Source organism: Streptomyces bohaiensis, from assembly GCF_012033785.1.
GTDB classification, from domain to species: Bacteria; Actinomycetota; Actinomycetes; order Streptomycetales; family Streptomycetaceae; genus Streptomyces; species Streptomyces bohaiensis.
The window spans coordinates 1-11,930 of sequence record NZ_JAAVJC010000148.1; the positions used below are offsets into that span (position 1 = coordinate 1).

General features: G+C 72.2%; 8 protein-coding genes, 1 tRNA gene and 1 pseudogene. 7 read left to right on the forward strand and 3 right to left on the reverse strand.

Features of this window, described 5'->3' with window-relative positions:
• Window positions 1-323, forward strand: a pseudogene (locus HCN52_RS24800) (hypothetical protein); the annotation flags it as partial.
• Here the strand turns inward: HCN52_RS24800 and HCN52_RS16005 are convergent.
• The 3 genes from HCN52_RS16005 to HCN52_RS16015 all read right to left on the reverse strand — a co-directional run bounded on the left by HCN52_RS16005 (window position 310) and on the right by HCN52_RS16015 (window position 3,193).
• Entirely contained in the window at window positions 310-1,689 is a 1,380-nt protein-coding gene (locus HCN52_RS16005) for a glycosyltransferase family 4 protein (RefSeq protein ID WP_376767139.1), read from the reverse strand. The pseudogene HCN52_RS24800 and the gene HCN52_RS16005 overlap by 14 nt on opposite strands.
• On the reverse strand, window positions 1,682-2,761 hold the full coding sequence (locus HCN52_RS16010; protein ID WP_168089126.1) for a DUF3344 domain-containing protein: 1,080 nt from the start codon (window positions 2,759-2,761) through the stop codon (window positions 1,682-1,684). The genes HCN52_RS16005 and HCN52_RS16010 overlap by 8 nt, the downstream gene beginning before the upstream one ends.
• Window positions 2,762-3,109: 348 nt before the next feature.
• A tRNA-Leu gene (locus HCN52_RS16015) sits at window positions 3,110-3,193 on the reverse strand.
• A 367-nt stretch (window positions 3,194-3,560) separates the two neighbouring features.
• On the opposite strand from HCN52_RS16015, the gene HCN52_RS16020 reads away from it, so the two are divergent.
• From HCN52_RS16020 to pknB, 6 genes are all read left to right on the forward strand, one after another.
• Window positions 3,561-4,382: an FHA domain-containing protein gene (locus HCN52_RS16020; protein WP_168089127.1), complete on the forward strand. Its 822-nt coding sequence runs from the start codon at window positions 3,561-3,563 to the stop codon at window positions 4,380-4,382.
• 10 nt (window positions 4,383-4,392) lie between these two features.
• Window positions 4,393-4,896, forward strand: coding sequence for an FHA domain-containing protein FhaB/FipA (locus tag HCN52_RS16025; RefSeq protein ID WP_168089128.1), 504 nt, complete (start codon window positions 4,393-4,395; stop codon window positions 4,894-4,896).
• An 84-nt stretch (window positions 4,897-4,980) separates the two neighbouring features.
• On the forward strand, window positions 4,981-6,378 hold the full coding sequence (locus HCN52_RS16030; RefSeq protein ID WP_245175195.1) for a PP2C family protein-serine/threonine phosphatase: 1,398 nt from the start codon (window positions 4,981-4,983) through the stop codon (window positions 6,376-6,378).
• A gap of 43 nt (window positions 6,379-6,421) precedes the next feature.
• Window positions 6,422-7,810, forward strand: a complete 1,389-nt coding sequence (locus tag HCN52_RS16035) for an FtsW/RodA/SpoVE family cell cycle protein (protein ID WP_168089130.1) — start codon at window positions 6,422-6,424, stop codon at window positions 7,808-7,810.
• On the forward strand, window positions 7,807-9,270 hold the full coding sequence (locus HCN52_RS16040) for a peptidoglycan D,D-transpeptidase FtsI family protein (protein ID WP_168089131.1): 1,464 nt from the start codon (window positions 7,807-7,809) through the stop codon (window positions 9,268-9,270). The genes HCN52_RS16035 and HCN52_RS16040 overlap by 4 nt, the downstream gene beginning before the upstream one ends.
• A 267-nt stretch (window positions 9,271-9,537) precedes the next feature.
• Entirely contained in the window at window positions 9,538-11,550 is a 2,013-nt protein-coding gene (gene pknB / locus HCN52_RS16045; RefSeq protein ID WP_168089132.1) for a Stk1 family PASTA domain-containing Ser/Thr kinase, read from the forward strand.
• The last annotated feature ends 380 nt before the right edge of the window (window positions 11,551-11,930 follow it).

Genomic DNA, 11,930 nt, shown 5'->3' on the forward strand with positions numbered 1-11,930 from the left:
GGTGCCCGGGGTCGGTGGCCGCCGGTGCCGCCGTCTCCCGGGCGGGAGCCGGCGCGGCGCACGGGGCGGTCGCCGCGGCCCGCGCGACGGAGTGGACGGACTGCGGGAAGGAGACCGGCGCGGCCGGGACCGCCTGCGTGGCGGCGGCGGGCCGCAGCGCGGGGGTCGGCGGGGCGCACGGGGCGGGCTGCGCAGCTGCCCCCTGGGGGGCGGGTGCGAGCGGGGCAGCGGAGGGGTACGGGAGAGGGCCGGGCGCCGGTGGGCGCCCGCCCGGCCACCCGGAGGCGGCCGGGCCCGGCGTCGGCGTCGTCATGGCCGGCTGAACTCCCTCATGCTGAGCGGCGACCGCGGCGTCCCGGGCGTGAGCATCGACCGGTACAGCCGCGAGAACGCCGCGGCCGTCCGTGCCACGTCGTGCTCGGAGCGCGCGAACCGGCTTCCCTGCTCGCCGAGTTCGTCGGCCCGTCGCGGGTCGTTGAGCAGCCGGACGACGGCCCGGCCCAGGGTCACCGGGTCCTCGCGGGGGACGAGGCACAGCGCCGTGTGGGCGGGCGGCAGGCTCTCCCGCGCGCCGGCGACGTCGCTCATCACCACGGGACGGCCCGCGGCGAGCGCCTCCAGCGGCACCAGCGCCATGCCCTCCCAGCGGGACGGCGCCACGACCAGTGAGGCCGCCGCGTACCACGGGGCGGCGTCCGGCACGGCACCGACGAAGTCGACACCGGCAGGGGCCATCGCCCGCAGCCGCTCCTCGTCCGGGCCGTCGCCGACCAGGACCAGGCGGGCGTCCGGCACCCGCGCGGCGATCTCCGGCCAGGCCCGCAGCAGCACGTCCTGCCCCTTCTGCCGGCACAGCCGGCCGACGCAGACCACGACGGGCGGCCGGCCGCCGTCGACCAGCGTCTGCTGCGTCTCCTCGAACGGGTCGGCGCCGTCGGCCGCGCCCCGTTCCCCGGCTGCCGTCTCCGGAGCGCCGGGGTCGGCCACCGCCCGAGCGAGGTCGTCGTCGGCCTCGTCCGGGCGTGCGCGGGGCAGCGGTGCGGGAACGACGTCGGCGAAGTGGGCGGTGTCCACGCCGTTGCGGATCACCGTCCAGCGTGCCCGGACCCCGGCGCGCTGTCCGCGCCGCCGTTCGTCGTCGCTGACGCAGACGATCTGGTGCGCCCAGCGCGCGGCGTGCCGCTCCCAGCGCAGCGCGAGGGCGCCCGTCACACCGCGCGCGGCCTCGAAGGACCAGGCGTGCGGCTGGTAGACGGTGGGGACGCGGCCCCGGATCGCGAGTCGGCCGGCGAGCCCGGCCTTGGCGCTGTGCAGATGGACCAGGTCCGGGTCGATCTCCCGGACCGTGCGGGCGATCACCGCGGCCTCCTGGGCGACGCGGGCTCCCGGCTCACGCGTCGCGGACCACGCGCAGACCGTGGCTCCGGCCGCCTCGGCGGCCTCGCCGAGGCCGTCCGGCGGGCAGAGCACGACGGGGCGCAGTCCGTCGGCGCGCTGGGCGCGCACCAGGTCGGTGACGACGCGCGCGACGCCGCCGTCCGCGGGCTGCGCGATGTGCAGCACGGTCAGCTGCCGGGGGTGGGTGGCGGCTCGCGGGGTGTGCACGACGCGGGGCCGGGCGGCCGCGGCCTCCTCACGGGTGCCTGTCTCGTCTCTCCGGTCCGCCGTGACGGCGGTGGTCTCAGCCACGGACATCGGCCTGGAGGAAGACCGCGCCGAGGTGGTACCCGTTGCCGCGGAAGCTGACGGAGAGCCGCTCCGCGCCCGCGGTGAGGGCGGGCGCCAGGTCCATCACGTCGGAGTCGTAGCCGAGCGTGTTGTGGTGCGCGGGGGTCCGGCTGGTCACCGGGACGCCGAGGTCGCTGATGGTGGAGTTCATGACGTTGCCTGCCGGGTTGGCGTCGTCGGAGAGCAGGACGGGCGCACGGCGGTCGGCCGAGACGGACAGCGCGTCCCCGGAGGAGCCGCGGTCGCCGTCGTACCCGACGAACCCGATGCGTCCGGCGGCGCCGGGCGCCGTGTTCAGGCCGGTGACGTCCAGCCGGATCTCGCCGCCGTCGGTGGAGCGGAAGCCGTCCTGGATCACGACGTCCCGCAGCGGGGCGTCCGGGTGCTCCCAGGCGGCGACCAGGGTCCAGCCGCCCCAGGCCCCCGCCTCGGAGTGGCCCATGGCGACGTTGATGTCCGCGACGGTCCACTCACCAGAGCGGGACCAGCGCACCAGTTCGGTCACGTCCGCGGAGGCGGTGAACGCGTCGTCGTGGTCGGTGACGCGGTGGCCCACCACGGAATCCGCGCGCAACACCTTGTAACGCCCGCCGGGTTCGGCGATCAGTACGCGCCCGTTGTCGGCGTGGGGCTTCTGTTCACCCACCCGGAGGTTTCCACCCCAGTACAACCGGGCGTAAGTGACGCGGGCACCGTCGGGAATGCGGAGTTCCGCGCTGGTGGAGTTGTAGGTGTTCGGATCGTCGTCGATGTCCGTGTAGAACATGCGGTAGTCGCCGTTGCGGCCGGCCGCGCCGCGCTGCGCCGCCGGGCAGGCCGGGGCGGCGGGTACGACCTGCTCCACGCAGGTGATGGCGGCGTTGGCCGCGCGGGAGACACCGCCGTGCAGTTGGGCACGGTAACGCTCGGAGAAGGGGACGGACGGCGCCGAGGAGAACTGCGCCGAAGCCGGTGCCTGGATGATTCCGGACAACGCCAGCGCTGCGAGAACACACAGCACGACGCGGCCCACACGTCTGGGATGGAAACGCATGAGGGGATCTCCAACTCTCTTTCCAGTGAGCTGGAGAAAACTCTTACAGACGGCAAATCTGAAATCCCGTGCAACGCGCGGCGTTGAACCGTATAACTAATACTCACACAATCTGATGACCGGTTTTTGGCGCGTCACCCCGGGCTCGACGGCGCCGCCGCCTCGCCCGCCCCGTCCCGCCCCCGCCGAGACCGCCGGCACCGGCCGCCACCCCCGCCGCGGGGGCCGACACCGCGCGCCGCGAGCGGGCGCCGCCGGCCACCCCGGCGCACTCCATGAGAGAGAGGTCACACCGGCACAGACGCGACGAAGGCTCCCACCGAAACCGGTGGGAGCCTTCGTTCACTGTGCGCGAGGGGGGAGTTGAACCCCCACGCCCTTTCGGGCACTGGAACCTGAATCCAGCGCGTCTGCCTATTCCGCCACCCGCGCAAAGGGTGATCACTCGGCCCTGCCCCGCACCCGTTGGCCTGGGGCCGGGAGCGCCTTGCGACATGTAGAAGATTAGCACGCCCACCGGAGTGGTCTCACACCCTCTTCCGGCGTCCCTGGAGTGCGACGACGGCCCCTACCGGGTATGCGGGACACTGTGTCGTGATCCGCCTTACGATCCAGGGGGATCACCGCGCGCGGGGAGGCGCTGGCCGGTACTCACCGGGAACCAGCCGATTCACCCGCGCGTGGATACGATCAGTAAGCATGACCGCTGACCGCACCGGTGCCTCCCACGGCATCCCGGGGGCCCACGCCGCCGCGGACAGCGCCCAGACGCCGGGTACACCGGAGAAGGAGGTGCACCATGGGAGTACTCAAGCGGTTCGAGCAGCGGCTGGAGGGCCTGGTCAACGGCACCTTCGCCAAGGTCTTCAAGTCCGAGGTGCAGCCGGTCGAGATCGCCGGTGCGCTCCAGCGTGAGTGCGACAACAACGCCACGATCTGGAACCGGGAGCGCACCGTCGTCCCGAACGACTTCATCGTCGAGTTGAGCGACGGCGACTTCGACCGGCTCGCCCCCTACTCCGGGCAGCTCTCCCAGGAGCTCGCCGGCATGGTGCGCGAGTACGCCAAGCAGCAGCGGTACACCTTCATGGGCGAGATCACGGTCAGCCTGGAGAAGGCTCCCGGCCTCGACACGGGGCTCTATCGCGTCCGCAGCCGCACACTGGCGTCCTCGTCCGCCGGCGGCGCCGCGGCCGCCGGTGCGCCCCCGGCGGCGCCGCCCGGGCAGACGCACGGCGGTGCGTACGGCTACCCGCAGCCGGGCGCCGGCGGCGCGGTGCCGCCCCCGCCGGCCAACGCGCCGGGCGCATACGGTTCCGGCGGTGCCCCCGCCGCCGACCGCACCCGGCGATGGGTCGAGATCAACGGCAACCGCCACCAGATCTCGCGCTCGACGCTGGTGCTGGGGCGCTCCACCGAGGCCGACGTCCGCGTCGACGACCCGGGTGTGTCCCGTCGGCACTGCGAGATCCAGGCGACGGAACCGGCCACCGTGCGCGATCTCGGCTCCACCAACGGCATCGTGGTGGACGGGCACCCCACCAAGCACGCTACGCTCCGCGACGGCTCACGGATCGTCGTGGGCAGTACCACCATCATCTACCGGCAAGCCGAAGGGTGAATCGGGGGCCATGTCAGAGCTGACCCTGACGGTCATGCGGCTCGGCTTTCTCGCCGTGTTGTGGCTGTTCGTGATCGTGGCCGTTCAGGTCATCCGCAGCGACCTGTTCGGCACGCGTGTCACACAGCGCGCGACCGCCCGCCGCGGTGCGCCGGAACAACGCGCCCAGCCGCAGCGGCGGCAGCAGCAGTCGGGGCGCGGCAACCGCCAGCGCCGCGGGGCGCCGACCAAGCTGGTCGTCACCGAGGGCTCCCTCACGGGAACCACTGTCGCCCTCCAGGGGCAGACCATTACCCTCGGGCGGGCACACGACTCCACCATCGTGCTCGACGACGACTACGCCTCCGGACGGCACGCCCGGATCTACCCGGATCAGGACGGCCAGTGGATCGTCGAGGACCTGGGGTCGACCAACGGCACCTATCTCGACCGGTCCAGGCTCACCACGGCGATGCCCATCCCGCCGGGGGCGCCGGTCCGCATCGGCAAGACCGTCATCGAGCTGCGGAAGTAGGGTCGACCCGACTATGACGAGGACAGGGCGGGCTCCATGCGGCAGAGCGAAGAGCGTGGCCCGGAACCGGCCGGTGAGGCGAGCATGAGTCTGACACTGCGGTTCGCCGCCGGCTCCCACACCGGCATGATCCGGGAGCACAACGAGGACTCCGGCTACGCCGGCCCCCGGCTCCTCGCCATCGCCGACGGTATGGGGGGCCAGGCCGCCGGCGAGGTCGCCAGCTCCGAGGTCATCTCCACCCTCGTCCAGCTCGACGACGACATCCCGGGCTCCGACCTGCTCACGGCCCTGAACGCCGCGGTCCAGCACGCCAACACGCGCCTGCGCGCGATGGTGGAGGAGGACTCCCAGCTCGACGGGATGGGCACCACGCTCACCGCGCTGCTGTGGACCGGACAGCGGCTCGGGCTGGTGCACGTCGGCGACTCCCGCGCCTACCTCCTCCGCGAGGGCGTCCTCACCCAGATCACCCAGGACCACACCTGGGTGCAGCGTCTGGTCGACGAGGGGCGCATCACCGAGGAGGAGGCCACCACCCACCCGCAGCGCTCCCTGCTGATGCGCGCGCTGGGCAGTGCCGACTCGGTGGAGGCCGACCTCTCGATCCGCGAGGTGCGCGCCGGCGACCGCTACCTGGTGTGCTCGGACGGCCTCTCGGGCGTTGTTTCACATGAAACAATGGAGCACACCCTGGGCGCCTTCGCGCCGCCGCAGGAGACCATCCGCGAGTTGATCGAGCTGGCGCTGCGCGGCGGTGGCCCCGACAACATCACCTGCATCATCGCCGACGTCCTCGACGTCGGCCACGCGCCGGGGGACACCGAGAACTCCGTCTACAGCGACGCCCCGCAGATCGTCGGCGCGGTCGCCGAGACCCAGCCGCACATCGGCGGGCCGGTCAGCCAGACCCCCGCCTCGCGCGCCGCCGAGTTGGGCCGGTCCCGCGGCGGCGGCGAGGGCGACGCCGGGGGCGACGACGGCAACGGCGTCATCGGCAGCTTCGGCTCCTTCACCGACGACGAGTACCTGCCGCGTCGCTCCGGGTGGCGCTGGTTCCGACGGATCGCGGTGACCCTGCTGGTGCTGGCCCTGCTGGGGGCGGCCGCCTACGGCATCTACCGCTGGACCCAGAACCAGTACTACGTCGCGGCCAACGACGAGCACGTCGCGATCTTCCAGGGGGTGAGCCAGGACCTCGGGCCGCTGAGCCTCAACGAGGTCCACGAGGACCACCCCGACATCCGGCTCGTCGACCTGCCGGCCTTCCAGCGCAGCGAGGTCGAGAAGGCCATCACCACCGGCGGTCTCGCCGAGGCCCGCTCCAAGATCGAGGAGCTGGCCGGCCAGGCGGAGGCCTGCCGCCTCCAGGCCGAGCGCGAAGCCGCCCTCGCCGAGGCCGACGACACCGACGCAGCGGCCGCCGACATCCCGACCCTCACCGATACCCAGCAGCGGCTCGCCCGCCAGTGCACCAGCTGAGCCACTGCGACGCCGTGACGCCGCGCTGAGAGAAGCCCGAGCCATGAGCAGTACCGCGAACACCACCGTCGCCAGCGTCGGTACCCCGAGCAGGCGCAACACCGAGCTCGTCATGCTCGGCTTCGCCGTGCTGGTGACGGTGCTGGCCTACGCCAACACCGGCCTCGCGCTGGACGGCACCCTCCCGGCCGGCATGGTCGCCTACGGCCTCGGCCTCGCCGGCATCGCCGGCGCCGCCCACCTGGTGGTGCGGCGCTGGGCTCCGTACGCCGACCCGCTGATGCTGCCGCTGTGCACCCTGCTCAACGGCCTCGGCCTGGTGCTGATCTGGCGGCTGGACCACGAACCGCGGTTGCAGCCGGCCAACGCGGCCCCGTCCCAGCTGATGTGGTCCGCGCTCGGCGTGGCCCTCTTCCTCGGCGTGCTGATCTTCCTCCGCGACCACCGGGTGCTGCAGCGCTACACCTACATCTCGATGGTCGTCGCCTTCGTGCTGCTGCTGCTCCCGCTGTTCTTCGGCGCGGACACCAACGGCGCCCGGATCTGGGTGCGCATCCCCGGCGTCGGCACCCTGCAGCCCGGCGAGTTCGCCAAGATCGTGATCGCGGTCTTCTTCGCCGGCTACCTCATGGTGAAACGCGACGCCCTCGCGCTCGCCAGCCGACGGTTCCTCGGGATGTACCTGCCGCGCGGGCGCGACCTGGGGCCGATCCTGGTCGTCTGGGCGGTCAGCCTGATGATCCTGGTCCTGGAGACCGACCTCGGCATGTCGCTGCTGTTCTTCGGCATGTTCGTCGTGATGCTCTACGTCGCCACCGAACGCACCAGCTGGATCGTCTTCGGCCTGCTGCTGTCGGTGGGCGGCGCGGTGTTCGTGGCCTCGTTCAACTACCACGTGGGGCAGCGCGTCCACAACTGGCTGAACCCGCTGGAGCTGGGCTCCAACGGCGGTGTCACCGAGACCGCGCAGGCGATGTACGCCTTCGGTTCCGGCGGGCTGCTCGGTTCCGGCCTGGGCGAGGGGTACTCCCGGCTGATCGGCGGCATCGCGACCAAGAGCGACTACATCCTGGCGACCGTCGGTGAGGAACTCGGCTTGGTCGGTCTGATGGCGGTGCTGCTGGTCTACGCGCTGCTGATCCAGCGCGGTCTCCGCACCGCCCTCGCCGCCCGCGACCCCTTCGGCAAGCTGCTCGCGGTCGGGCTCTCCGGCGTCTTCGCGCTGCAGGTCTTCGTCGTCGCCGGCGGGGTGACCGGACTGATCCCGCTGACCGGTATGACGATGCCGTTCATGGCGCAGGGCGGTTCCTCGGTGATCGCCAACTGGGCCTTGATCGCGATCCTCCTGCGCATCAGCGACACTGCCCGTCGTCCCGCCCCCGTACCGGCGTCCAGCACGGACGCAGAACAGACTCAGGTGGTCCGAGCGTGAACAAGCCCATGCGACGGGTCGCTGTCTTCTGCGGCCTGCTCATCCTCGCGCTGTTGCTCCGCGTCAACTACGTGCAGTTCATCCAGGCCGGGGAACTCCAGAACGACGAGCACAACCGCCGGGTGGCGATCGAGCGCTACGCGCACCCGCGCGGCGACATCATCGTGGACGGCGAACCGATCACCGGCTCCATCGAGACCGACGGCACCGACTACCGCTGGAAGCGCACGTACTCCGACGGCGAGATGTGGGCCCCGGTCACCGGGTACGCCTCGCAGGCGTTCGGCTCCAACCAGCTGGAGAGCATCTACGACGGCATCCTCACCGGTGACGACGACCGCCTGTTCTTCAGCCGCACCATCGACATGCTGACCGGCAAGGAGCGCAAGGGCGGCAGCGTCGTCACCACGCTCAACGCCGACGCGCAGCGCGCCGCGTTCGAGGGGCTCGGCGACCGCCGCGGCTCGGTCGCCGCGATCGACCCGCGCACCGGGGCGATCCTGGCGCTGGCCTCGACCCCCTCCTACGACCCCTCGGACTTCGCCGGGATGGGCAACTCGGACGCCGAGGCGTGGGCGTCCCTTCAGGCCGAGGCGGACCCGGAGGAGCCGATGAAGAACGGCGCGCTCCGCGAGACGTACCCCCCGGGCTCGACGTTCAAGCTGGTCACGGCCGCGGCGGCGCTGGAGCACGGCCTGCTCGACGACGTCGACCAGGACACCGACTACGAGGTGCCGTTCGAGCTGCCGGAGACGGCGGGCACCACCGTCCCCAACCAGATCCAGAACGTGGGGTGCGAGGAGGGCAGCATCACCGTCGGCCTCCAGTGGTCCTGCAACAACGTCTTCCTCGGCATCAGCGCCGACCTCGGCAACGAGAAGATGATCGAGACCGCCGAGTCGTTCGGGTTCAACGAGTACCACGACACTCCGGTCCGGTCGGCGACCAGCTCCTACCCCGAGGACAACGCACCGCAGAACGCGCAGGCCGGCATCGGCCAGGCCTCCAACCGCGCGACGCCGCTGCAGGTCGCGATGGTCGCCGCCGCGATCGCCAACGACGGCAAGCTCATGGAGCCGTACATGGTGGAGCAGCTCCGGGCGCCCAACCTCAACGTGGTCGAGCAGCACCAGCCGACCGAGCTGAGCCGCCCGCTCTCCCCCGAGAACGCCCAGGCGCTCCAGGAGGCGATGGAGTACACGGTCGAGGAGGGCACCGCCGAGCCGGCCAAGATCTCCGGTGTTCGGGTGGGCGGCAAGACCGGCACGGCCCAGCACGGCGTCGACAACCAGGAGTCGCCGTACGCGTGGTTCGTCTCCTACGCGATGACCGACGACGGCTCCCCGGTCGCGGTGGCCGTGGTCGTCGAGGACCCCTCGGGCTCCCGGGAGGACATCTCCGGCGGCAGGCTCGCCGCGCCGATCGCGAAGTCCGTCATGGAGGCGGTGCTCGGGAGCTGACGAGGACGCCGTGAGCCGACCGCCGCCGGTCCGGTCCTCCGCCGCCGTGGGCCCCTCACCGGGTGCTTCGGCCGCTGGAGAACCAACCGGCGGCGGTTCGCGTCATAGGGGGGATGGACGCCCGGCGGGCCATACCGGTTGCATATCGGCGGGTGGCAGTGACCCGGGCTCAGCCGGTCGTCCGGGTACCGTATCCCCGGGCCAGCAGGCCGCAGCACACCGCCCGCGTCCCTCAGTGGGGCGGGACGAACGGAGAGGGCTGGAGACATGGAAGAGCCGCGTCGCCTCGGCGGGCGGTACGAGCTGGGGCACGTCCTGGGCCGCGGAGGCATGGCCGAGGTGTACCTCGCCCACGACACCCGGCTGGGCCGCACCGTCGCCGTCAAGACCCTCCGTGCCGACCTGGCCCGCGACCCCACGTTCCAGGCCCGTTTCCGCCGCGAGGCGCAGTCGGCGGCGTCGCTGAACCACCCGGCGATCGTGGCGGTCTACGACACCGGCGAGGACTACGTCGAGGGCGTCTCCATCCCGTACATCGTGATGGAGTACGTGGACGGCTCCACCCTCCGGGAGCTGCTGCACTCGGGACGGAAGCTGCTGCCCGAGCGCTCGCTGGAGATGTGCATCGGCATCCTGCAGGCGCTGGAGTACTCCCACCGCAGCGGCATCGTCCACCGGGACATCAAGCCCGCCAACGTCATGCTGACCCGCACCGGCCAGGTCAAGGTCATGGACTTCGGTATCGCGCGGGCGATGGGCGACTCCGGCATGACCATGACGCAGACCTCGGCGGTCATCGGCACGGCGCAGTACCTGTCGCCCGAGCAGGCCAAGGGCGAGACCGTCGATGCCCGTTCGGACCTCTACTCCACCGGCTGCCTGCTGTACGAGCTGCTGACGGTGCGCCCCCCGTTCGTCGGGGACTCCCCGGTGGCCGTGGCGTACCAGCACGTGCGGGAGGAGCCGCAGCCCCCGAGCGTGTACGACCCGGAGATCCCGCCGGACACCGACGCGATCGTGCTGAAGGCGCTCACCAAGGACCCGGACTACCGCTACCAGTCCGCCGACGAGATGCGGGCCGACATCGAGGCCAGCCTCGACGGCCGCCCCATCGCGGCGAGCGTGGCCATGGGGTCGGTGGGCTACGGCGGGTACGACGACCGCCCCACGCAGGCGCTGACGCCGCAGCGGGGCGGGACCACCACGATGCTGCCGCCCTCCGGGGACCACTACGACTCCTACGACGACTACGACCGGCCCAGCCGGCGGCAGAAGAAGAACAACACCGGCACGATCCTGATGGTGGTCGCCGGCGTGCTGGTGCTGGTCGGCGCCATCTTCATCGGGCGCGCGATCTTCGCCGACACCGGCGGGCAGTCCTCGACGACCACCGTGCCGAACCTGGTCGGTCTCAGTTCGGAGGAGGCCACGACCCGGGCGGACCGGCTCGATCTCGAGGTCGAGATCGGTGATCCCGAGCCCTGTCCGAACCAGGCAGAGGAGCTGGTCTGCCGGACGTCTCCCGCCGCCGGGGCGGAGGCGGAGCGCGGCTCCACGCTGACGCTCTTCCTGTCGTCCGGCCCCGAGTCGGTGGAACTGCCCGACGTCACCGGCCAGAGCTACGACAGCGCCCAGGAGGAGCTGCGCGAGCTCGGCCTGGAGGTCGAGCAGGAGACGCAGGAGACCACCAGCGAGGAGGCGGGCACCGTCCTCTCGCAGAGCCCCGAGGCGGGCGACGAGCTGGAGGCGGGCTCCACCGTCACACTGACGGTCGCCACCGCGCCGGACACGATCAGCATGCCGGACGTCGCGGGCAAGAGCCTGGAGGAGGCCAAGGCGCAGCTGGAGGGCGGTGACTTCCAGTTCACCGTCACCACCCAGCGGCAGCGCGACGACAGCCGCGACCCGGACACGGTCATCAGCCAGACGCCCCGCGCCGGCGAGGCGGTGCAGCCGGGTTCCTCGACCTCGGTGCACCTGATCATCGCGGAGCCGAGCGACGACCCGGACGAGATGGACGTCCCCGGTGACATCATCGGGCGGCCCTTCGGCGAGGTCCGCGACCAGCTCCAGGAGATGGGGCTCCAGGTCTCGGTGCAGGGTCCCGACAACGACGACGCCGTCGTCACCGGGGCCGACCCCGGCCCCGGCAGCAAGATCGCCGAGGGCGGGGAGATCACCCTCGCCACCAACAACGGCGGGAACGGCGACGGCGGTGGGGACGACGACGGGGGCGACGACGAGGGGCCGCCCGGCTTCATCGGTGGTCTGGGCGGCTGAGCCGCCCCGTCCGGTCACCCGTACCGGGCCGTCCGGCCGCACCGCAGGACGAGGGGCGCACGCACACCGCGTGCGCCCCTCGCGCTTTCGACGGGCGCGCGGGCAGGGGGACGCTTCGATGACCGGACCGAGAGGCGCCGTCGGGCCCCGCGGTCCTCTCCGGAGCGACCAGCGGCCCCGCGGGCGCCCGGCGGCGCCCGGGGACGTTGAGCAGCCCACCGGACCGCACGCCGGCCCGGCGGCGTCGTCCCGCGCCCACCCCGGCCACCGGACCAGGCACGCAGCACCAGGCACGCAGCACCGGACACGCAGCACCGGACACGCAGCACCGGACACGCAGCACCGGACACGCGTGAGGGCGGACCCCTCGGGGTCCGCCC

Bases quoted from the DNA above. Each gene is read 5' to 3' on its own strand.
- HCN52_RS16035 (WP_168089130.1), top strand. From the start codon at position 6,422: ATGAGCAGTACCGCGAACACCACCGTCGCCAGCGTCGGTACCCCGAGC.
- pknB (WP_168089132.1), top strand. From the start codon at position 9,538: ATGGAAGAGCCGCGTCGCCTCGGCGGGCGGTACGAGCTGGGGCACGTC.
- HCN52_RS16025 (WP_168089128.1), top strand. From the start codon at position 4,393: ATGTCAGAGCTGACCCTGACGGTCATGCGGCTCGGCTTTCTCGCCGTG.
- HCN52_RS16010 (WP_168089126.1), bottom strand. From the start codon at position 2,761: ATGCGTTTCCATCCCAGACGTGTGGGCCGCGTCGTGCTGTGTGTTCTC.
- HCN52_RS16030 (WP_245175195.1), top strand. From the start codon at position 4,981: ATGAGTCTGACACTGCGGTTCGCCGCCGGCTCCCACACCGGCATGATC.
- HCN52_RS16020 (WP_168089127.1), top strand. From the start codon at position 3,561: ATGGGAGTACTCAAGCGGTTCGAGCAGCGGCTGGAGGGCCTGGTCAAC.